Here is a 22,296-nt window from a genome sequence, read left to right as displayed (position 1 = left end):
ACAAAATTTGAGCAGTAAGAATCGTAAACGTCACACATTTACTTTGATTACAATTCACACGCATAGTACACTTGAGACATAAAGGAGTGCGTACTATGTTAAAAATGATTGTCAAAGTGATTATTTCAACAGTCATCTTATTTTTTGTACTCGGTCGTAACAATAAAGCTGAGTAATCTCGTATTTATGCAGCAATAAAAAAGGTTGAGTCGTTCACATGAATACCGTGACAACTCAACCTTTTCGTTCAATATTAATCAAAATGGATTTAATAGTTATGACCATCTTGATGCTTTTTATCATCTTTGTATACGTACCAGTTAAAATATTTACCTTCCGTTTTCATATCTTTATAGAAATCCGCCATAATCACCGCATTACTTTTAGCCCAGTTAATGTCTGTAGCATATTGGTGTTCACCAGGATTTTTAGGATTCCAACGCATACTATATAATGTGTTTTGATTTGGGTTAGATAAGTAGTGGTCGTGAATAAACGCTGCACCACCATTAATGGCTTTTTCTGGTGTATCCCAACCCTTTTTCTTCGCATATTCTGCACCGGTTTTAACAGGCGCTTCATCTAATGCACCGACACCATAAAAGTTATAATATTTTTTCCCGTCAATTTCCACACCATTCGACAATTCAGAAACGACTGAGCCTGTCTCTAAAAGCGCATGTGAAATCAAATACACTTCATTAACTTGTTTGGCTTTCGCCGCATTCACAAAATCATCCGTATGTGCTAACAATGTCGGATGATCTCGTAACATCCGTTTAATTCTGTTTTTATCAATACCTTGATACTTTGACAATTCTAAAAATTGATATTTCTGCCGCTTGTCATCCATAAAAGATGAACTATCCATCGCTTGACGAATTTCAGAATCTGAAGCGTCACGCCAATTGGTATGGTCTTTATTTGAAACTTGCTGGCTTGTGTAGTTATCAATTTGCTTTTCAGATGCTTGTTTTAACGTCACATCTAACTTTTCAACACGTTCAACTTGGTCAACACTTTTAAAGAATATTTGATCTTCAATCATCTTGAAAAAGAAAAAACCTGCAGCTGCAGCAATCATTAAAGATGCAAGGACAGCAAGGATGGAACCTTTCTTGTGCTTTCTCATAAACACACCTCTTCAGAATGTTTCATATTGTTACATAAATTAAATTTACTCGCTTGACTTCAAATTTTACCACCTTACACGACTCTGTACAATTGGTTTCATCTCTTGTTACAAATTCATAAAAAAATAGTAATGAATATGTAAACTAATCCATTACTATTTTTCTTCACGGTGGTAATCCATCATAATGAAACTTGCTGCTTGAGAACGATTTTTATAGTAATAGCGTGCAAGGTTAATCGTTCCTTCTACATCACCGTCACGATACATCATTTCTTTTGTCATATTATTAATCATAACGAACTCTGAACGATCTCTAATGATGTCCAAATCGTCATTACGCGCAAAGAAATGCTCTAAATTTAAATGTTCGTAATCCATAATATCCTCCTCTATACATTTGTAATGGTCGAAATGTCTTAATTGCGTCCTTATACACCGTTTCATTAAAAAAATAGCGATAAAACAGTGTCTCATTCTTGTATTAAACATAAAATAGCACAAAAAGTAAAATGTCACAATCATTTCGCTATGGTATAACTCCATTGACCGGTCAAATTAGAAAAGGAGTGATTGATATCATTTTTGATACACTTTATGCTCAATACTATAAATTCATACATTTTTTACTACATCAGTATCAAATTTCGTATAATTATGATGAATACTTCCAATTGTTGTCGATACGGTTATGGGAACTTTCAATGAAATATGATGCGACTTTTAATCAGTCTTTTAAAACGTATATCAATTATCAACTGAAATATTATTTAATCGATTTATTACGCTCGGCACATACACCGTTGACAACAACACCACTGGATACATCAGCCAATCAACTGAAAGACATGTCGACATCACATTTGAATTTGATGCTTGAAGATATCATACGAACTTTAAAACCGACACATCGCACTTGGTTTCGCTTTTATTTGCAAGGTTATCAGCAAAAAGAGATTCAACAGCTGATGCAAGTATCAGCTACCACGGTTCGTAAATATAAAATTGCCACCTTCCGTCATATCAAACAAGTATTGACACAAGATGATTTAAAGAAAGGATTTTAGCCATGACTGTCACACAACCACAATACGAAAACATACTTTATATTAAATCGTCAGAATCAATAGGGCATCAATTGGTTATTCAACATCTCACGCATGAACAACGAAGCCAAATGTCGATGAAACAGTATATTGACCAACTGGCTTATCAATTTCAAAGAGATGTACGTACGCAACAAAAAATTGCGAGCGAGACGTTGAAAGTACATCAAATGATCCCGATATTTTTGAGCAAATCACTGATACTTTGTCCACTTCAATCACAACGCGCAGCCATTCAATATTATATTAATGTCACACACGTTATCGCCGCTTCGTCACATCAGCAAAATACACGCATTCATTTTAACAACAACTTGTCACTCATTGTCCCAATGCCTTTAAATCAATTCGTTCGAAAATGGAAAGACGCTTATTTACTCACAGCACTAATGTAACTTTAATTCACTTTATTAAATTTATACAACAACAATCTTTTGGTGAAAAATGCGTTGACACGTTTCATCAAATAAACCGTCCCAATCATTAATACAATCGCACCGAATAAAACAGCGATCACGGTACCTACAGATAATGTCACTTGAGGTTGGATAAAGTAATTCACCGCACTTAAACTCAGTAGCAAGCCAGTAATAAATAAACCGAGCAACAAAATATTCGAAACAAGTAAGCCAACCAATGATGTAACTAAATGACCCGATGAAACAATACGTGTCCCAAAAACTTCATGTTGCAAATAATCATTTACAAAACGGCGTGGTGTCGAAAATTGTTGTTGGATAGTTTCAACACGATGCTTTTCAAAATATTGTGTTAGCGCATTTTTTTCGCGGCGATTGAGATACCATAACTCTTTCTTCACTTTATACTCAAATACGTCTTTTCGCATATTAGACTCCTTTATGTCTTTTACTTAACAAAGCATAGCTAAAATTGAGATGTATTGCAAGCGCCATTCAACTCAAAAAAGCACATGCGTGCGGGTTTTGAAATCTATCATTGACTCGATTTCAGCCCACGCACATGTGCTTTTTGTAAATGATGTCGTTGTCAAATTATAAAATGCTAAGACCTGAAGATTTGATGTCTTTAGCGAAACCTTGAACTGTGTCTACTGATAATTCATTGATGTCACGACCGATGTTTGATACTTTTTTAACAACATCTGAAGGACAAGTAATGATGTCTGCACCAATTTCATCAGCTTGGATGACGTTGAATAATTCACGACAGCTTGCCCATAAAAGTTGCACGCCTTCCTTGCTGTGAGTCACTTCAACTGATTCTTTCATTAATGGCATTGGGTCTACACCTGTGTCAGCAATACGACCTGCGAATACTGATACGTATGTTTCAACACCAGCAGTTACAGCCTCAGTGATTTCTTTAACTTGTTCAATTGTGTATACAGCTGTAACGTTAAGTTTTACGCCTTTAGCTGATAAGCTTTTGATAAGTGGAATCATAGACTCCCCTTTAGTGTTCACAACGGGGATTTTAACGAAGATGTTCTCACCAAATTGTTGGATGATTTCAGCTTCTTTTTCCATTGTTTCCATGTCGTCACCGAACACTTCGAATGAGATAGAAGCATCAGGAATCGCTTCAACTGCTTCTTTAGCAAATTCAATGTAATCTTTTACGCCTGCTTTCGCCATTAAGCTTGGGTTTGTAGTAAAACCGTCTACCTCTTTATTTTGATATGCTTTCTTCATTTGTTCGATGTCTGCACCATCAGCAAATACGCGTACTTTTAAATCAGCCATTTAATTATGCCTCCTTGATATTTTTATCATATTAACGTTATAACATTTTTTATGTCCTCAATGCCATTTTTACGCTTACAAAATTTTTAACCAGATGTAAATGAATTCAAAAATATGATATGATAACAAGCGATATGAAAAGGAGGCATATGATGTCTAAATCTAAGAAATACTTTTACTTATCCGTGTTGTTAATGTTAATCAGTCTCTATTTTAATACGCTTAATCCATTACTTAACGCACACTTCACATCTATTATTAAACTCATTTTTGTATGTAGTGTCGTTAATTGTTTAATATTGTTGATCGCCATTCGTTTTGCCGACAAATCTATTAAACATTTACCAGAGCGTCGCAATTGGATTCATAAAGCCTCGAAAATACAACCATTATTACTACTCATTGTATTAGTGGTCCATCTACTTGCTTCACTTTACACATTTGGCATCATTTAAAATTAAGAAATTTGAAGAGAAATGGTGATATTTTGAAGTATATTTTAATCTTTTTAGGTGGCTGCATAGGTGCACTATTGAGATGGCAAACGAGCTTCATAACAATTGGATATCATTTACCGATAGGCACCTTCATTGCAAATTTGTTAGGTGCCTTTTTAATGGGTTATTTCACAGTACGCCTTCATCATTGGAATTCAAGCTATCCGAAACTTAAACTAGGACTCACAACAGGATTTTTAGGTGCATTAACGACATTTTCCACTTTTCAATTAGAACTTGTCACACTGGCACAACAGTTAGACTGGTTCAATTTAGTCATATATGGATTGTGTAGCTATTGTGGCGGCCTCATCTGTTGTTACTTAGGCTACAAATTAGGGGGTGTGCATGCATGACCATGTTATTCGTGGCATTAGGCGGTGGCATCGGAGCTGTATTACGTGGCTTCATCAGTGCGATAACATCACGTTATATGAACATATCATTTCCTATCGCGACGTTAATCGTTAATCTTATCGGTTCGTTTTGTATTGGTTATTTCAACCACTTTACATTGTTATCACCTGAATTAAAGCTGTTAATCATCACAGGTTTACTCGGTGGTTTTACAACATTTTCAACATTAACTTTGGAACTATTTCAAATGTTGCATTCCAAAACGTGGGGCCGATTCATTTGGTATAGCACATGCCAATATATCGGCTGTTTTGTACTATGTTTCATCGGCATGCAGTTGTAGCAACTTAAAATCTTATGTATAAAAGTTAAAGGAGCTAGGACATTACGTTTCCTTAGCTCCTTTAATGTATCAAAAATCTATATTTACATAAACGTTGACAATTACTTACCATCAAAATGTAATGGATCAGGTCCAATACGACGATCTTCATTCAATCCATCTAAAACTTCCATTTGACCAAGCGATAATTCAAAGTCAAATACGTTTAAATTCTCTTCAATACGACTTGGTGTGATTGACTTAGGAATTGTGACAACCCCATGTTGCAAGTTCCAACGAATAATCACTTGTGCTGGTGACTTGCCAACTTCAGCAGCCACTTGCTTCACAGTATCATCTTCTAAAATTTGTGCGTTCATTAGTGGTGACCAAGATTCCATATGGATATTTTGCGCTTCTAAATACACGCGTAAACGTTTTTGCGTTAAATATGGATGGAATTCCACTTGGTTAATGACCGGTTTAATCCGCGAAGTTGCTAATAACTTATCCAAATGTTCCACATTAAAGTTACTTACACCGATATTTTTCACTTTTTGATCGTGATATAGCTCTTCCATCCCTCTCCACGTATCAATCATGACATCTTCATCTAAGCCTGGCCAATGCACTAAATACAAATCTAAGTAGTCGAGTCCTAGGCGCTCTAATGAAGCCTGATATGCCGCTGCAACATTTTCACGACCATAATCAGATAACCATAATTTTGACGTAATAAACAGATCTTCGCGCGTTAAATCCGTTTCCGCTAAAGCTTCGCGAATCCCCTCGCCCACTTTTTCTTCATTTTGATAAATCATCGCAGTATCAATACTACGATAGCCACTTTTAATCGCATGTTTAACCGCTTCTTTTGCAGTATCATTGTTTTCAACTCGAAAGACACCTAAACCCACTTGCGGCATTTGATTGCCATTATAAAATGTTACATGTTTCATATGTCATCGCTCCTTTGTAATCTAACCTTATCGTATCGAATCGTGACGTCATTGCGCAATCAATACAACCTAAAATATAGAATATCACCCGCCTCAACAACACAAAAAGAGCCGGAGATCACACCCCAGCCCTAATTATATTTAATTAAATGATTCAATTTCGTCCATAATATTTTGTAAATCGTTCACATCATACTGAATACGTCCATGGAACACAAAACGATTGAAAAATTCATTCAACTGTTCCGGACCTACTAATACTTTTGTAACACCTTGTGACGCATAATTTGAAATTGTGACATCATCTTCATGACGCGGATTGAAATATAAAATCGGTGTTGGTGTATATTTCAAATCCAGCTCGTGTTGTAACTTCACAGCTAAAGCTTCCACATGCGCTAAACGGTCTGTGTAATCAACAATTGACAATGCATTGTGAGACGCGTCGCTTTGATCTAACACAACGGTTTGTGGTGTTTTTGGGCTTAAGTCCAATGTCTTAAAAACTTGTTCCATCATTGGATTATCAGAAAACTGCTGTTGACTGATACCTTGATAAACATGGCCTTTTAACAATTCTGAATCAATTACATAAAGGCCTGTGCGTGTTAAAACAAGATGACTGACACGTGTAATGTCTTCTAAATCATTTGTTGGTAAAAAGATATTCGCCATGATATGCATATCTTCTGGACGGATTCTCTTTTCTTTGACTAAACGCTCACGAATGGTAAGCAAACGCATATCAGTCACATATTCACTATGATTTTTAGAGAACAGTTTCAGTGCATCGATTTCTCTGTTTTTAGAAGATACCATTGTTTCGTATTCTTCTTTATGACGTGTTTCAGCTTTTTTCTTGTCGATGCGGACTTTTTCAAGTTCTTCTTGATGTTCGTGTGTTAATTTCTCTTGTTTTGTTTGATATTGATTCGCATAAGTTTCTTTCGCCTTCTTCTTGCTTTTCAATGCCACTAAAAACAAAATAAAGAATAATGCTGCTACAACAATCGCAGCAATGAGGCCGATTTCCATTGGACCAAATTGTGTCATGAGCAATACCTTCCTTTATCACTTTTCTACAGTTATTTCTATTATATTAAATAACTATAAAATTAGCGATAGTTATCATCAAGAATTTTATTTTAATGTATTCACTGTTTCTTGTAAAACTTCAACTTTATCTGTACGTTCCCATGGCAATTGCACATCGTTACGACCGAAGTGACCGTACGCCGCAGTTTGTTTATAAATCGGCTTTTGTAAATCTAACATTTGAATAATACCTGCTGGGCGTAAATCAAAGTTTTGTCTTACCGCTTCGATTAATATATTTTCGCTTACATTACCAGTACCAAATGTATCAATAGCAATCGAAACAGGTTGTGCTACCCCAATTGCATATGCCAATTGGACTTCGCATTTATCAGCGAACTGAGCTGCTACAATATTTTTAGCCACATAACGTGCCGCATACGCAGCTGAACGGTCTACTTTTGTCGGATCCTTACCAGAAAATGCACCACCGCCGTGACGTGCATAACCGCCATAAGTATCAACAATAATTTTACGTCCTGTCAAACCTGCGTCACCTTGTGGTCCACCGATAACGAAACGGCCTGTAGGGTTGATGAAAAATTTTGTTTCTTCATCTAATAATTGTTCATCTACAGTTGGATAAATGACGCATGCTTTAATATCATTTTGGATTTTTTCTAGTTCAATTTCTTCGTGATGCTGTGTTGAAATCACAATCGTGTCAATACGTTTCGGTTGATCATTTTCATCATATTCCACTGTAACTTGAACTTTACCATCTGGACGCAAATAATCTAAAGTACCGTTTTTACGTACTTCTGATAAACGTTTTGACAATTTATGTGACAAGTCAATCGGTAATGGCATGAATGTATCTGTTTCATTCGTCGCGAAACCAAACATTAAGCCTTGGTCACCGGCACCTGTGTTTAATACTTCTTCGTTTCCTGCTTCACGGTATTCTAGAGCACGGTCCACCCCTTGTGCAATGTCAGGTGATTGTTCATCAATCGCTGTTAACACTGACATCGTTTTGTAATCATAACCATATTTCGCACGTGTATAACCAATTTCTTTGACAGTTTCACGAACGACTTTTGGAATATCTACATAAGTTGACGTCGTGATTTCACCAACGATTAAAGCCATCCCTGTCGTTACCGTCGTCTCACAAGCTACACGCGCATTGGGGTCTCCTTTTAAAATTTCATCTAAAATTGCGTCTGAAATTTGGTCGGCAATTTTGTCTGGATGCCCTTCAGTAACTGATTCTGAAGTGAATAAACGTCTGTTATAAGTCATAATAAACTCCTTTTTGTATGTATTACGAACATTCTCTATCTGAGCTCAATAAAAAAGAGCCTTTCAACACTATAAAATAGAGTGAAGGCTCTAACGTCCATTCGCTCTTATCGTTCAGACTAGTATTGTGTCTGCAAACGGTTTGGCACCTTTCTTCGTTAAAAGAGGTTGCTGGGTTTCATTGGGTCCATGTCCCTCCACCACTCAGGATAAGAGAATCCGTTAAAATCATATTACAAAACTTTATTACCGATGTCAATTTCATCTTACTGGGCTTTTCAAAATGATGTTTGAAGCACCTTTATCCTTTGCATTTGTTTTTCTACTTTGGTGTAACATTACTTTACTTTCTTTATTTTATCTTAATTTTTTTCTTAATTGAGTAGGGATTATTTAACGAATATGTTATACTCTTGAATTGTAAAGGCTTACATTGCCGAAATTACTTTGGAGGGATATTATCATGTCATTCGACAAACATGCGATTGAAACAGTAGCTAACAAGCCGAGTTCACATTTTCAACTCACAACGACTGAATTGTACAACAAAATTTTAAAGAGAAATGAAGCCGAACTGACAGAATTAGGTGCAATCAACGCGAAAACTGGGGAGTATACGGGACGTTCTCCAAAAGATAAATTCATTGTTGACAATCCACAAGTTAAAGACGACATCGATTGGGGTTCTATCAACCAACCGATTTCAGAAGAAAAATTCTTGAATCTTTATGAAAAAGTTGTGGAGTACTTAGATGAAAGAGATGAGTTGTTCGTATTCAATGGTTATGCAGGTAGCGACCAAGAATCACAACTGAAACTCACAGTTATCAACGAATTTGCATGGCATAATCTATTTGCTCAAAACTTATTTATTAAGCCCACTTCAAAAGAAGAAGCAGCAAAAATTAAAGCAGACTTCACGATTATTTCTGCACCACGCTTTAAAGCAAATCCTGAAGTGGATGGCACGCGTTCTGAAACATTTGTCATCATTTCATTCAAACATAAAATCATTTTAATCGGTGGTACAGAATACGCTGGGGAAATGAAAAAATCTGTGTTCTCCATTATGAACTATTTATTGCCACAACAAGGTATTATGAGTATGCACTGCTCTGCCAATGTAGGTGATAAAGGTGACGTCGCATTATTCTTTGGTCTTTCTGGTACAGGAAAAACAACACTTTCAGCAGACCCGAATCGTAAATTGATTGGTGATGATGAGCACGGTTGGAATGAAAATGGTGTCTTTAATATTGAAGGCGGTTGCTATGCGAAAGCCATCAATCTCTCTGCAGAAAAAGAGCCACAAATTTTTGAAGCCATCCGTTACGGAACAGTGTTAGAAAACTTAGTCGTTGATGAACAGGGTTACATTGATTTTGATGACAACAAATATACTGAAAATACGCGTGCCGCATATCCTATCAACTATATCGATAACATTGTGTTACCTTCCAAAGCATCACATCCAAATACGATTATTTTCTTAACAGCTGATGCGTTCGGCGTCCTGCCACCGATTTCGAAATTAGATAAAGATCAAGCGATGTATCATTTTTTAAGTGGTTTCACATCTAAGTTAGCAGGTACAGAACGTGGTATAACAGAGCCACAACCATCATTCTCAACATGTTTTGGCGCACCATTCTTACCGTTACGTGCAGAAGTCTACGCTGAATTGTTGGGTGACTTAATCGACAAACACGACGTAGATGTTTACCTTGTCAACACAGGTTGGACAGGTGGACAATATGGTGTCGGTAACCGTATCCAATTAAAATACACTCGTAAAATGGTAAATGACGCGATTAACGGTAAATTAAAAACAGCTACATTTGAAAAAGATGACATTTTTGGTTTATCGATTCCAACTAAAATTGAAGATGTCCCAACAACGATTTTACAACCTAAAAATGCATGGACAGACCCAACTGCATACGAAGAACAAGCACAAAACCTTGTCAGTCGCTTTAAAGAAAACTTCAAAAAATTTGGCGAAGATGCACAACAATTAGAAGCAGCCGGTGGATTTAAAGGTTAATCCATCGCATTATATTAACAAAGTAGTGTCTATTTTTTGTTCGACAAGAGATGACACTACTTTTTATTAGGTTTAAACTGATCGTACCTATATATTCTTATGAAACACTGACGTGACCTAGAATATTACAAAAACTTCTTTTTGTTACCTCAAATGATAGCAGTCTACTCAAATAACTCTAGAATCAACAAAAGTACCAAAAAGTCGTAATTGTAACCTTACTTATAATATTACTAAAAAATGCCAATGCTGTTATCATTCATGCATCTTAATTTAATGTGGGCACTCAAACTTTTTAATCTTTGAGCACAAAATAAAAACGTCATGCGTATGCCTTTTCAAAATGAGCGTACATTTCTAACGTTCATTTCGTGACATACACATGACGTGATAGTATTTAAAATTTCGTGCCAGTTTCGATGTCCGTCATCCATTGTTGAATGCGCGCTAACACGTGTTTCATGGCAGGTGGACGCGGGACATGCCCTTCATCCATTTGATATAAAGTGTCAAACCGTGCACCGACATTTTTCAGATGCTGTTCTAAAAAGTACGCTTGATGAATGCCCACTTGTACATCTTTGCCACCATGAATGATCAATATCGGTGGTACACCCGCATATATGTCTTTCAATGCATTTCGTGACTCGTAAGCCGCGATATCTTTTTTAGGGTGGCCAATCATTCTTCGGAGCATCCCCCGTAAATCCACACGCTCTTCATACATCAAATGTAAATCTGTCACTCCACCCCAAATGATGTAACTGTCTGCTTCAACTGTTTGAAACGTTAATAATCCTTGGATACCGCCACGTGAAAAGCCGACCAGATGTAATGAAGCTTGGGGATAACGTGCTTTTAACATGTCTGCTGCGACCGTAACATCCGCCAAATCTGCACCTGCAAAATCATCGTTGCCTTCACTCCCGTTATTACCACGATAATACGGCGCAAACACTAATGTATCCAGTGTAATAAATTGCAACAATCTCGCAAGACGCACACGACCGACTTGGCCTTTGCCGCCACGTAAATAAATGACAATGCGTTTCACAGGCTGATGCGGTGCAACATTTAATCCTTTCACATGTAGCCCATTGACCTCATACGTCCATTCTTCTACTTTGTGACTTTCTAAAAAGACTGGCATTGTTTTATTCTTGATAAAAGCCAAGTACGCTCATCCTTTCAACACATTGTAAAATAGCAGGATCCTTTAATAAATAACTTTTATCCGCTTCATCTATCGCCTCTATCGAATGCGTTAAAATTGGACCCATCGTTTCATGATAGTGTACATTGCGATCTATCGCATTAACGATGACGACATAAACATCCTTTTTAAAACAATCCTGTTCGCCCTGGACTTCATACTGTGCAATATAATAAATATGTTCAGCTATAGCGCCTGTTTCTTCATACAACTCTCGCGTTAATGCTTCTATACTTGATTCTCCTACTTCACGTTTACCGCCTGGAAATTCAATGCCGCGTTGTTGATGGTGTGTTAATACCAATTGTTGTTCATAAATGGGTAACGCTAGCACATGACCCCCATCTTTTTCATCAGCATCATTTTTAAACGTTAAAATGACAGTTTGCTGATTTTCATCTGTAAACTTCACGCCCCATACGCCCTTTCTTTCTGTGTTACAATATGATTGATTGAAGGAGGATTCGACTATGAAAACACTGTTTATTTACGCTATCCGTTTTTATCAGCGTTTCATTTCGCCACTGACACCGCCTTCGTGTCGTTTTTATCCAACATGTTCCAATTATACATTAGAAGCGATACAAGTTCACGGTGCACTTAAAGGAAGTTGGCTCGGTTTGAAACGCATTTTAAAATGTCATCCGTTTCATAAAGGTGGCTTTGATCCTGTACCATTAAAAAAATCATCTCATCATCATAGCGGTAATAATAAAGACTGATTCACTACGGGCGGTTCGAAATATAACTGTCCGTCGTGCAACCGTCCTACATTGTTTGTCACATCTCGTTCAAAGTAAAATCCTTCCGGGGTCACATCTCCTGCATAATCGCCCCATTGACTAAGCCAAGCTGTAAAATATCGACTTAACCCACATTCATACATTCCGCCAATAACGACATGAATCCCTTTGCTTTGCAACACTTGCATTGCTTCTAACACACGATCTATCCCACCTAAACGAAATGGTTTGAGTACGACGGTTTTGATATGCGGGTTTTGGGTGAGCTGTTCGATTGTTGTAAGACACGTCGCCTGTTCATCGAGTGCAATCGATGGAAAACCAGTATAATCCGCTTCGACATCCAATGTTTCAAATGGCTCTTCAATAAACGCAAGATACGGTTTTAATCGCTCTAACATTTTGGTATCTGTCGCTGTTAACGTTTGATTCGCATCGGTTGAAATCGGAATATCCGGATACATCGTCGCTAACATTTTCACTTGTTCTATCATTTGTGATGTCCATTTAATTTTAATCCGGCCTACACCATCGAGTCGCATCAAGCGTTCCGTAAAGTCACCATTAATCGTCAGCGTCATTGGCACGTGAAATGATTCGAGGCTGTGAAACATTTGGTACAACGCCATCATCACTGTGGCACGAGCAGCTGGGTATGGATTTAACGTTGCCGCACACTGTTTCGCCTCTTCAAATGACACTAGATCAAGGCCACGTACACCTTCAAACCACACCTTTAAGACATGCATCACATTGTTTATCGTCTCGTGATAATACCAAGCTGTGTCGAACGCATTACACTCCCCAAACCATGATTGCTGCTTTTCATCCGTCCATTTCACAAACAATGTTTTTCGATGTGTCATTGTCACTTTCGGCGTACGAATCGGATGGATAAATGACGGTTCATAAAGATAAAATTGCATGTCAGTTAATTCCATGGTCATCCCTCATTTAATATCCGTCTTTGAAGTTTTCCAGTACTTGTATAAGGTAAGGCCCTCACAAAATAAATATGCACAGGTAATTTATATTTCGCTAAACGAGCTTCAAGAAACGCTTCCATATCTGACACCCATTGCTTTGCGACAACGTATAAAATCGGACGTTGCCCCCATGCCGAGTCCGTGATACTTGTACACATCGCATCAGCAATGAACGGATGTGATTTTGCGACAGACTCAATTTCATAAGGATAAATATTCTCTCCGCCACTAATAATTAAATCTTTACGACGGTCATAAATCACAACGTCTCCATGTTCATCGACACTCGCAATATCCCCAGTTTTGAAATAGCCCTCTTCATCAAACACATGGTTCATATTTTCAGGATACAAATAACCTTGCATCACGTTGCCCCCTTTAACATAGAGTTCGCCGTGACCATTGGCATCTGGTGAAACAACTTTAAGTGCAATATCCGAACTGGCATGACCTACTGTATTCGGATTGCGTTGTAACATCGTCGGATCAGCAGTTAAAAATTGTGAACACGTTTCCGTCATCCCGAACGAATTATAAATAGGTAATTGTCGGTCTAACGCTTGACGAATAAACTGCCCGTCGAGCTTTGCGCCACCTAACAGAACTTTTTCTAAATGGTAAGGTTGATCCAAACCTTGTTCCATCAGACGCATTAACGTAATTGGGACTAACGATACGTGGGTAATCCCTTCAGTTTGAAACAGTTCCACCACAGTTTTCGTATTGAATTTTTCGAGTAAAAAGACTGTAAATCCATATTGAACGCTTCTCAATAAAATACTTAACCCTGAAATATGATAAATCGGCAAGACTGCTAGCCATTTGGAATCATAAGCGAAACCTAAACTTTCCCGACATGACGCCGCGCTCATACGATGGTTTTCAAACGTCTGCGGTACTGCTTTTTGCGGGCCAGTCGTCCCAGATGTAAACATAATCGAAGCAATCTTTTGTGGATGAAATTCAAATGTATCTACTGCCATATTTAAGTCTGTTGATGGCATTTCAAGATCATCAGATTGTATGACACGGGTTGATGTATTGAATGTTTGTGGCGTTGCTGTACTCACAATTAAATCGACATCAATCGACACCATTTGACGATCAATTTCAAATGGCGTTAAGCGATTATTGATGAGTGCGATTTCGATGTCATACAACCATGCACCGTGAATTAAAATTGCTGCTTCCAATGAATTATCTAAATATAAACCGAGGCGCGTACGTTGTAACTGTTTGAGTTGTGCGCCTTTTAACATTGCTCGGTCCAATAACGATTGAAATGTGATTGTTTCATTCATCGTCTGGATTGCGATCTTGTTTGGATGCTGTTTGGCTTGTTGAACGAGCCAGTGTTCCATATGTGTCCCCCCAAAAACAAAGATTCATTATATCTATTATAGACCTTATCTTATAAACTTGCATCGTATAAAATTGAATGATCAAATTGACAAAAAAACAACGATGCTTCACCACTTGAGTAAAGTCGTTGTTCACAATAAGAATCAAAATCATACAGTTGTTCAACGTAATCACTACATTTCCTTTTGCAATCGCATTTTCGTTTCGTATAACTGTTCGATATATTTAAATTTTTCCTCTTTCGACAATTGTTCATTATCAATAATCTGAAATATCTCGGATTTACGTTGTTGCAAAGACAAGCGATATTGTTTCAATTGATAAAGTGTCTCATAATCTTTCAAAGTCAAATATTTATGGATATGTATCGTTTGGCAATTCGGGTGATTGTAATACGTAGATGTCGTAATACATAAGTCAAAGTTTTGAGACAACAACGTCGCTTCTCGTTCAGAATATGGCCCGTGAAAGTGACCGATAGGCAACAAGTCATTTAATTTCGTATACAAAATACGTTGTTCCACTTTTGAAATATTCGTCACCACTACAATGTCCATATGATGTTCGGGTGTTTGATGTTCAACATATAAGGATTGAATCGCATAAGCAAACTCTGATAAATCTGACACACTTAAAGGTCTTCTAAATTTTTGTTGAAACTGCTGTGTTTGCGAAAGTTGTTCCATAATTTGCGCAGTTAATTTTGACCAATTGTTAATATCTTTATCCATTTCCCCAGTCACATTACAACGATCTGCATAACCAAAAAACTGTCGATAATACACGACCTTTACTAACGTTTGAATCAGCTCGACAAATACAGCTCTATCGTTAAAATGAATTGCTGTTTGACGTTCAAAGGCATCAATAAACATCTCACTAATGCACATCAAATCTTTAAAACTTTCACTATCATAATAAAAATCATAATCTTTACTAATACAAAGCAGTTGGATCGCTATAAAATGAACCTCAGTCACTATCGACGGCATATGAGTCTTTAATTTTTCGACTAACTGTTGGCTAATATAATATTCTAAACGTTTCTCAATCATTTGACGTTGATGAATTTCCAATGCAATCGGTCGCTCTGAGTGAAAAATGAGGGTTACAAACAAACATCGACATAAAATCCGTTTATTCGATAGCGATATCTTTTTATGTAACATATGTTCATACTGATCAAAAGCACGATAAAACTCATATTCAAATGACTGATATTGATGAATGAGACACGCTTCTTGATTAAAGGTCAGCATATTTTCAAATAATGCATGATAATCTTCAATTTCGATCATTTTAATCATTTCATAAATGACATTGCGTTCAAAATTCACAGCTGTATCAACGTAATAGCCTTGTTTTTTATCATTTAAAAGAGGGATTTGATAGCGAGCCAACCACTTTTTCACTTCATTCAAATCGCTAATGACGGTATTTTTACTCACATCAAAATAGTCTTCAAAGGTTTTCACTCTGAGCACTTTTTGACTTAACAAAATGGCGGATGCTATCAAAATAATACGTTCATCCCTCTTAAAAATGTAATTCGTCGTGGATGCTTTATGATGAAAATATGTTTCAATCACCGTAGACTGCAACGGTTCAATATAAAAGTAACCTTCGTCATCTTTTGATATCGGAGACATGTCTGACAGCTTTAAAATGTCGTTCAATTTGTTAATATAGTAATAAATCATACGTCGCGATACACCAATGGCCTTCGCAGTTTGACTCACACTTTTAAACTTTTGTCGCTTTTTAAAGTAATCTAAAAAGCACAACAATTTTTTATCGAAATCAACCATCAGAAATCACACTTCCTTCAATATCATCAGACTTTATATGAGAAAAGGAATGACTTACGTGTTTTATTGACCGTAATAAGCAGTAGCACCATGCTTTCTAAAATAATGTTTGTCTAATAGAAATCTATCTATTTCATTCATATCTTGCTTCAACAATTCAGACTTCATTGCCATTTCAGCAACTTCTTCTAAAATAATCGTATGTTCTACTGCTTTCTTTAAAGATTTACCAAAGATAAATGGACCATGTTGATTCACAATCACTGCTGGAATCGCGGCGGGATCAATTTGTCTTTGTTCAAATGTTTCTACGATGACTTTGCCTGTATTCAACTCATAATCCGTCGCTACTTCTGCTTCAGTCAAACTTCTCGTACACGGTACCGGCCCATAAAACGTATCTGCGTGTGTCGTGCCATATGCAGGAATATCACGACCTGCTTGGGCATAAGCTACGGCATGTAACGAATGGGTGTGGACGATACTTTGAACATTATCCATATGTTGATATAAGTAGACATGTGTTGCCAAATCTGACGACGGCTTTAATTGATTATCAAAAGGTTTCCCGTCTAAATCTGTTATCACCATATCTTCAGGTCTCATTTTAGAATACGGCACACCACTCGGTTTAATACAGATGATGCCTTTGTCACGGTCAATCACACTCACATTTCCCCATGTCAATTTTACCAAATTATTTTTAGGTAATTGCATATTCGCTTCATAAACATGTTGTTTGATAATTGCATCATTCATGTTGATATGCACCACTCTCTTTTAATTGTTCCATAATAAAGGTTTTAGCTTTTTGAATTTCTGCTCGTGGATCGGCAGCATTTTCTGACCACATTTCAATTAAAAATGGTCCGTGATAATCGATAGCCTCTAACTCACGAAATGCATTCACAAAATCAACACATCCTTCTCCAAAAGGGACATTTTTAAACTGACCTTCGTAAGTTGCCGTCACTGCTCGTGTATCTTTCAAATGTACCGCGACAATTTCATGCGCCGCTAATGCTAATTCTTTTCTTACATCGTTTTCAGGCCAAGCTGACAAATTACCGATGTCTGGATACACTTTCAATAACGGGTGTTGAATTTCGTCTTTAATCGCCATGTATTTCGTTAGACTCGACATAAATGGGTCGTCCATAATTTCGATTGCGAGTATGATTTGTTTTTCCGCAGCTATTTTTAATGCTTCACTTACACCTTCGATAAACAAACGTCTTGAAGTTGCTGTTTTCTTCTCATAATACACATCATAGCCCGCTAACTGAATCACACGAATGCCGAGTTGATGTGCGAGTTGAACGGCTTTTTTCATGATAATCATTGCTGTTTCACGCTTAGATGCATCAGCTGAACCAAATGGAAAACGGCGGTGGCCACTTAAACACATACTTTGAATCGCAACACCTGTGTCGAGTTGCGCCTTCACAATACTGTTAATTTTATCTTCTCCCCAGTCTAAACGTGCCAACCGGTGATCCGTCTCATCAATGGATAACTCCAAAAATTGAAATCCCAAATCCGCAGCCATTTTTAATTGCTCTTCAATGTCGATTTGATTGGGCAATGCTTTTTCATAAATGCCTAAATACACCATTATCCAAACACCCTTTGAATTTCAGCTTTAAAATTTAAAGCCGCTTGGTGTGGTGATTCTGCTTCTCTTAAACTACGCCCCGCTATAAAGGCATACACGTCTAAGCCTTTAAATTTTTCAATCGTGTCGAGTTCTAATCCACCCGTTACTGAAACTTTAAAGCCCATCTCAATCAGTCGACGAATTTTATCCAAGTCTGCATTTGACCATGTTTCACCTGCTAACAATGCATCCCGACTTTGATGATAGACGACTTGTTGAATACCATTGTCCATCCATTGTTGTGCTTGTTCAAATGTCCAGTCGCCATAAAGTTCAACTTGTAAGTCATCCATCACTTTGCGTGCAGCCACCATAGTTGGTAGTGTTGCAGAACAAATGACCGTCATCCAGTTTGCACCAGCATCTTTACAGTTTTGTGCGACCGTTTTACCTGCATCTGCACATTTCGTATCCGCAAGTATACACTTATCAGGATATAGCGCACGCATTACTTCAATGGCAGCCTTTCCTTCTTGTAAACATAAAATTGTTCCCACTTCTACAACATCAACGACATCACCGAGTTGTTGAATCGTAGTAATTGCATCTGGAATATTTTGATTATCTAAAGCAATTTGTAATAATGGTAATCCCATTGCTAAACCTCCAATGTTATATATATTGACTCATATCAGCTTGATCAATAATGGCGAATACCTCCTCAACTGAAGTCGCCGAACTTAATTTTTCAATAATGTTCTCGATTTCAAAAACCGCAACGATTTGTGGTATCGCAATACTTGTATGAATTTCTGCAGAGGTTGCCGCTAGTACGACAAACACTTGCGCAGGCTTGCCATCCGAAAATGGAACCGGCGTATCAAATGTGACTAATGAAAAGGCATTTCTGTTCACACCATCTTCAGGACGCGCATGCGGCATTGCCATCCCTTCCATTAACAAGTAATATGGCCCATAATGGTGCGTACTTTTAATAATGGCATCAACATATTCTGGTTTTACCGCTTCACTTTCAACTAATGGACGCGCCGCAATACGGACAGCTTCTTCCCATGAGTCTGCATGTTGATTTAACAAAACTGATTTTTCTGTAATTAAGCTTTCTTTAAACGATAACATCACACATCACCTTTAAATGACAGTTTTTAAGTTCTCTTTAATTTCTTGATCATCCATTAAATTTTCTAAACCGAGCAATTTGCTAGAAGTACGCCCTTCTAGCTCGTGAATCAAATGTTTACTCGCAAAAACGACATCATAACTACTTGCTTGAGATTTCGCTTCACCGACACTGCAATAATCTACAACAAAATCACTCACGTTTAATTCGCGTAAACATTTTTCAATTTTCATCTTAATGACCATCGAACTTCCCATACCATTACCGCAAGCTGCTAAAATTTTTAACATGATATTTCCCTCATTTCTTCATCTTATTCGAATCCTGTATCATATGCTGCTTTATCTTTAGCGCGACGATATTGCAACTGTGGAATGATTAATAAAATAACGACAATCACCACGTAACCAATCAAACCAAAATGTTGCATCAACGCACCGAAACCTGGCCAAATTAATTCAAAGTCGATATTGCCATGCCATCCTCCAAATTTGTACAGTTGGAAAATGACCACTGCAATGGCACCTATCGCAACTTGACAAATACCTGAAACAAACGAACAAATCATAGCAGCACGTGTACCACCGACTTTATTCGCAAACACTGCAATTGTGGCATTGTCAAAGAACACAGGAACGAATCCGGTAATAATTAATACTGGTGAATGAAACACAAGCAAACCGAGAATCGTTAAAAATTGTCCGATAGAGCCGAAAATAAAACCAAATAAAATCGCATTTTGAGGTGTAAAGTTATAAGATGCGGCGCAGTCAACAGCAGGCAGTGAGCCAGGTAAAATTTTGTTTGAAATACCTTGGAAAGACTGCGTTAACTCGGCAACGAACATTCTCACACCCATCATTAAAATTGCAAGATATACTGCAAACGATAGCGAACTTGAAACGACATATGTCATAAAAGATAATGTCTCAGGGAACTTTTTAGGATCTAAATGACGCAAGAAGTCTTCACCTAAAATAACTAAAATCGTACCAAAGAAAAGTAACATCAATGTCCCTGTAGCAACGATATTATCATGGAAAATAGACAACCATTTCGGCAGTTTAATATTGTCCAAGTTCTTCTCTTTATTGCCGATTTTAGGTGCAATTTTATCAACGATCCAAATCGCAAACATTTGTTGGTGACCAATCGCAAATCCTGAATGATTCGTTAAACGTTGTGTTGGACCAACCGTTAAATTTGAACCTACAGCCCAATATAGCCCTACGATAATACCGACTAAAATGGCACCGACAAAGTTACGATACTCTGGAAATGCTAAGAAAATAATCCAAGTCACCGTCGACGCCTGTTGCACCATGACGTGTCCTGTAATAAATAATGTTCTGATTTTAGTGAATTTCCGTAACAACACAACAACGATATTGAGTAAAAAGCCCACCAATAGCGCTAGCATCGTGTATGACGTCGTTAAACCGATTGACTTCAACGCGCCATCAACTGCATTTAAGCCAAAGTAAGGATCAATAACGGCCGCTTTCAACCCAAAACGTTCCCCTAACCCTGCAAGAATTGGTCGGAAAGTCGCAACTAAGCCCCCTGCACCTACCGTTAAAATCATGTAACCCACTGTTGCCTTAATAAAGCCCGCAAAACATTCATAAAGTTTCTTTTTCAATAATGCGTAACCAATAAATACAATAATGCCTATGAAAAACTCTGGTTTAGATAAAATATTGTTACTAAACCACGTAAACCCATTCATAAATATTTGCATGTGATTCCCTCCTATCATGCATATGGCTTATAAAAATGATGGGAAAGGTAAATCAGTATCTGTAGAGAATACATCATCAAAACCACGTGGGTAATGGTACTCTAAATCATCTTTATCTTTCGGGAATACAAATTTACCACCAACTTGCCAAATGTAAGGCTTAAATTGATACTTTAATACTTTACGTTTAAACTCCCATAGTAATAACAATTCTTTAGGATCTGCTTGGAAATTCGTCCAAATGTCATGATGCACTGGAATGACAACATCTGCTTTTAAACTTTCCGCCATTCTAAGCATATCCACCGATGTCACTTTGTCCGTAATTCCTCTTGGATTTTCACCAAATGCACCGATGACTACATTGATATCGTGTTCATTGCCGTGTTTCGCAAATGTATTCGAATAATGTGAATCACCCGCATGATACAGTGAACCGCCAGACGTTTTGAATAAGTAGTTCACCGCGATTTCGTCCATATCCACAGGTAACTTACCTTTCAATGTTACAGAAGGATCTGCTGTTACGAGTGCGGTACGGTCGAACGCTTCCAACACTTGAATTTCAATACTTTTCACTTGAACGGAATCACCTGGCTTAACGACGATACAGCGTTCTTCAGGCACACCCCATTTTTTCCATGTGTTGACCACTTCTTGAGGACCAATAAACGGGACATCTTCATTCGTATTTTGCATCACTGCAGCCGCTGTATTGATGTCCAAATGATCTGAGTGAATATGCGTCACCACTAAAGCATCCACACCTTTAATCTCAAACGGGTCAATGACAAAAGGCTGCGCTCGTAAATTCGGTTGTAAATTTTGACAACCACTCATTCGTTGCATCTGATGCCCTTTTTTCATTTTCCCAACTTTTTGCGTACGCTTACCCGTACCACACCACATATCGCACAAAATATTCGTGTTCTCATGAGATTTCAACCAAATACCTGTACAACCTAACCACCACATGGCAAAAGTATTTTCTTCCACAACCTCATTTTCTATTTCTTCGTTGAGCCAAGTGCCCCATTCCGGAAAAGTATTCAAAATCCACTTTTCCTTTGTTACTTCATTAATATGATTCAAAGTCATGCACTCCTTTCAAAATATGTAAACGCTTACTTATTCTCAGTTTATGCCTATTGTTATAAAAGAAAAAGTCCAATATATGTACAAAAAACATGTACATCACTGGACTGTTAGCGCATCAAAATATTC

The 22,296-nt window shown here is 37.4% G+C and carries 26 protein-coding genes and 1 riboswitch; of the genes, 7 read left to right on the top strand and 19 right to left on the bottom strand.

Translation table 11 applies throughout. The features are described from left to right. Nucleotides 1-268: 268 nt before the first annotated feature. Nucleotides 269-1,132 carry a peptidoglycan release complex glucosaminidase SagB gene (locus tag P3U61_RS04945; RefSeq protein WP_014613595.1) on the bottom strand — a complete coding sequence of 288 codons (864 nt, stop codon included), beginning with the start codon at nucleotides 1,130-1,132 and terminating at the stop codon, nucleotides 269-271. A 156-nt stretch (nucleotides 1,133-1,288) separates the two neighbouring features. Further along, nucleotides 1,289-1,513: a hypothetical protein gene (locus P3U61_RS04940; RefSeq protein WP_014613594.1), complete on the bottom strand. Its 225-nt coding sequence runs from the start codon at nucleotides 1,511-1,513 to the stop codon at nucleotides 1,289-1,291. 131 nt (nucleotides 1,514-1,644) lie between these two features. Between P3U61_RS04940 and P3U61_RS04935 the strand changes: the two genes are divergently transcribed. After that, nucleotides 1,645-2,199, top strand: a complete 555-nt coding sequence (locus P3U61_RS04935) for a sigma-70 family RNA polymerase sigma factor (protein WP_172426177.1) — start codon at nucleotides 1,645-1,647, stop codon at nucleotides 2,197-2,199. Between the two features lie 2 nt (nucleotides 2,200-2,201). Next, nucleotides 2,202-2,633, top strand: a complete 432-nt coding sequence (locus P3U61_RS04930) for a competence protein ComK (RefSeq protein ID WP_014613592.1) — start codon at nucleotides 2,202-2,204, stop codon at nucleotides 2,631-2,633. 2 nt (nucleotides 2,634-2,635) lie between these two features. On the opposite strand, the gene P3U61_RS04925 is transcribed toward P3U61_RS04930, so the two are convergent. Both P3U61_RS04925 and P3U61_RS04920 read right to left on the bottom strand, forming a co-directional pair. Continuing rightward, nucleotides 2,636-3,085 (bottom strand): hypothetical protein, encoded by a 450-nt coding sequence (locus P3U61_RS04925; protein ID WP_014613591.1) that lies wholly within the window; start codon nucleotides 3,083-3,085, stop codon nucleotides 2,636-2,638. 166 nt (nucleotides 3,086-3,251) lie between these two features. Further along, the gene (locus tag P3U61_RS04920; protein ID WP_014613590.1) at nucleotides 3,252-3,962 is read right to left on the bottom strand and encodes a transaldolase; all 711 of its coding nucleotides are present in this window, start codon (nucleotides 3,960-3,962) and stop codon (nucleotides 3,252-3,254) included. Nucleotides 3,963-4,114: 152 nt separating this feature from the next. On the opposite strand from P3U61_RS04920, the gene P3U61_RS04915 reads away from it, so the two are divergent. The 3 genes from P3U61_RS04915 to crcB (P3U61_RS04905) are packed head-to-tail and all read left to right on the top strand — an operon-like array spanning nucleotide 4,115 to nucleotide 5,159. Further along, the gene (locus P3U61_RS04915) at nucleotides 4,115-4,417 is read left to right on the top strand and encodes a hypothetical protein (protein ID WP_014613589.1); all 303 of its coding nucleotides are present in this window, start codon (nucleotides 4,115-4,117) and stop codon (nucleotides 4,415-4,417) included. 32 nt (nucleotides 4,418-4,449) lie between these two features. Beyond that, nucleotides 4,450-4,815, top strand: coding sequence for a fluoride efflux transporter CrcB (gene crcB / locus P3U61_RS04910; RefSeq protein WP_014613588.1), 366 nt, complete (start codon nucleotides 4,450-4,452; stop codon nucleotides 4,813-4,815). Next, the gene (gene crcB / locus P3U61_RS04905) at nucleotides 4,812-5,159 is read left to right on the top strand and encodes a fluoride efflux transporter CrcB (RefSeq protein WP_014613587.1); all 348 of its coding nucleotides are present in this window, start codon (nucleotides 4,812-4,814) and stop codon (nucleotides 5,157-5,159) included. Before crcB (P3U61_RS04910) ends, crcB (P3U61_RS04905) begins: the two co-directional genes overlap by 4 nt. A 101-nt stretch (nucleotides 5,160-5,260) precedes the next feature. Here crcB (P3U61_RS04905) and P3U61_RS04900 read toward each other — a convergent pair whose 3' ends face one another. The 3 genes from P3U61_RS04900 to metK form a co-directional block, all read right to left on the bottom strand. Then, on the bottom strand, nucleotides 5,261-6,097 hold the full coding sequence (locus tag P3U61_RS04900) for an aldo/keto reductase (protein ID WP_063284448.1): 837 nt from the start codon (nucleotides 6,095-6,097) through the stop codon (nucleotides 5,261-5,263). Nucleotides 6,098-6,238: 141 nt separating this feature from the next. Next, on the bottom strand, nucleotides 6,239-7,150 hold the full coding sequence (locus tag P3U61_RS04895; protein WP_014613585.1) for an NERD domain-containing protein: 912 nt from the start codon (nucleotides 7,148-7,150) through the stop codon (nucleotides 6,239-6,241). 87 nt (nucleotides 7,151-7,237) lie between these two features. Continuing rightward, entirely contained in the window at nucleotides 7,238-8,437 is a 1,200-nt protein-coding gene (metK, locus tag P3U61_RS04890; protein WP_020219664.1) for a methionine adenosyltransferase, read from the bottom strand. Nucleotides 8,438-8,541: 104 nt separating this feature from the next. Further along, nucleotides 8,542-8,653: riboswitch (SAM riboswitch) on the bottom strand. A gap of 247 nt (nucleotides 8,654-8,900) precedes the next feature. Here metK and pckA point away from each other — a divergent pair. Further along, nucleotides 8,901-10,481 carry a phosphoenolpyruvate carboxykinase (ATP) gene (pckA, locus tag P3U61_RS04885; protein ID WP_014613583.1) on the top strand — a complete coding sequence of 527 codons (1,581 nt, stop codon included), beginning with the start codon at nucleotides 8,901-8,903 and terminating at the stop codon, nucleotides 10,479-10,481. Between the two features lie 397 nt (nucleotides 10,482-10,878). Here pckA and P3U61_RS04880 read toward each other — a convergent pair whose 3' ends face one another. Together P3U61_RS04880 and ytkD are read right to left on the bottom strand one after the other, a co-directional pair. Continuing rightward, nucleotides 10,879-11,655, bottom strand: coding sequence for an alpha/beta hydrolase family protein (locus P3U61_RS04880; protein WP_041613219.1), 777 nt, complete (start codon nucleotides 11,653-11,655; stop codon nucleotides 10,879-10,881). Next, nucleotides 11,636-12,106 (bottom strand): RNA deprotection pyrophosphohydrolase, encoded by a 471-nt coding sequence (gene ytkD, locus P3U61_RS04875; RefSeq protein WP_014613581.1) that lies wholly within the window; start codon nucleotides 12,104-12,106, stop codon nucleotides 11,636-11,638. Before ytkD ends, P3U61_RS04880 begins: the two co-directional genes overlap by 20 nt. A gap of 58 nt (nucleotides 12,107-12,164) precedes the next feature. On the opposite strand from ytkD, the gene yidD reads away from it, so the two are divergent. Then, nucleotides 12,165-12,416 (top strand): membrane protein insertion efficiency factor YidD, encoded by a 252-nt coding sequence (yidD, locus tag P3U61_RS04870; RefSeq protein ID WP_014613580.1) that lies wholly within the window; start codon nucleotides 12,165-12,167, stop codon nucleotides 12,414-12,416. On the opposite strand, the gene menC is transcribed toward yidD, so the two are convergent. The 10 genes from menC to ulaG form a co-directional block, all read right to left on the bottom strand. Beyond that, nucleotides 12,392-13,378, bottom strand: a complete 987-nt coding sequence (gene menC / locus P3U61_RS04865) for an o-succinylbenzoate synthase (RefSeq protein ID WP_110179312.1) — start codon at nucleotides 13,376-13,378, stop codon at nucleotides 12,392-12,394. The genes yidD and menC overlap by 25 nt on opposite strands. A 2-nt stretch (nucleotides 13,379-13,380) precedes the next feature. Beyond that, nucleotides 13,381-14,784 (bottom strand): o-succinylbenzoate--CoA ligase, encoded by a 1,404-nt coding sequence (gene menE / locus P3U61_RS04860; RefSeq protein ID WP_014613578.1) that lies wholly within the window; start codon nucleotides 14,782-14,784, stop codon nucleotides 13,381-13,383. Between the two features lie 174 nt (nucleotides 14,785-14,958). Continuing rightward, nucleotides 14,959-16,593, bottom strand: coding sequence for a BglG family transcription antiterminator (locus P3U61_RS04855; protein WP_063284451.1), 1,635 nt, complete (start codon nucleotides 16,591-16,593; stop codon nucleotides 14,959-14,961). Nucleotides 16,594-16,656: 63 nt separating this feature from the next. Further along, nucleotides 16,657-17,352: an L-ribulose-5-phosphate 4-epimerase gene (locus tag P3U61_RS04850; RefSeq protein ID WP_099986619.1), complete on the bottom strand. Its 696-nt coding sequence runs from the start codon at nucleotides 17,350-17,352 to the stop codon at nucleotides 16,657-16,659. Next, nucleotides 17,345-18,208: an L-ribulose-5-phosphate 3-epimerase gene (locus P3U61_RS04845; RefSeq protein ID WP_014613575.1), complete on the bottom strand. Its 864-nt coding sequence runs from the start codon at nucleotides 18,206-18,208 to the stop codon at nucleotides 17,345-17,347. The genes P3U61_RS04850 and P3U61_RS04845 overlap by 8 nt, the downstream gene beginning before the upstream one ends. Then, nucleotides 18,208-18,846, bottom strand: coding sequence for a 3-keto-L-gulonate-6-phosphate decarboxylase UlaD (locus P3U61_RS04840; RefSeq protein ID WP_063284452.1), 639 nt, complete (start codon nucleotides 18,844-18,846; stop codon nucleotides 18,208-18,210). Before P3U61_RS04840 ends, P3U61_RS04845 begins: the two co-directional genes overlap by 1 nt. A 16-nt stretch (nucleotides 18,847-18,862) precedes the next feature. Continuing rightward, complete coding sequence (locus P3U61_RS04835) at nucleotides 18,863-19,330, bottom strand: PTS sugar transporter subunit IIA (RefSeq protein ID WP_014613573.1); 468 nt, start codon at nucleotides 19,328-19,330, stop codon at nucleotides 18,863-18,865. A gap of 12 nt (nucleotides 19,331-19,342) precedes the next feature. Then, nucleotides 19,343-19,621 carry a PTS sugar transporter subunit IIB gene (locus P3U61_RS04830; protein WP_014613572.1) on the bottom strand — a complete coding sequence of 93 codons (279 nt, stop codon included), beginning with the start codon at nucleotides 19,619-19,621 and terminating at the stop codon, nucleotides 19,343-19,345. Between the two features lie 23 nt (nucleotides 19,622-19,644). Further along, complete coding sequence (locus P3U61_RS04825) at nucleotides 19,645-21,072, bottom strand: PTS ascorbate transporter subunit IIC (RefSeq protein WP_110179311.1); 1,428 nt, start codon at nucleotides 21,070-21,072, stop codon at nucleotides 19,645-19,647. Nucleotides 21,073-21,099: 27 nt separating this feature from the next. Continuing rightward, nucleotides 21,100-22,170 (bottom strand): L-ascorbate 6-phosphate lactonase, encoded by a 1,071-nt coding sequence (ulaG, locus tag P3U61_RS04820; protein ID WP_096548051.1) that lies wholly within the window; start codon nucleotides 22,168-22,170, stop codon nucleotides 21,100-21,102. Between the last annotated feature and the right edge of the window lie 126 nt (nucleotides 22,171-22,296).

The sequence above is a fragment of the Staphylococcus pseudintermedius genome (genome assembly GCF_034042775.1).
GTDB classification, from domain to species: domain Bacteria; phylum Bacillota; class Bacilli; order Staphylococcales; family Staphylococcaceae; genus Staphylococcus; species Staphylococcus pseudintermedius.
The sequence above is the reverse complement of the archived record's forward strand: the minus strand, read 5'-3'. Positions and strand labels throughout refer to the sequence as shown.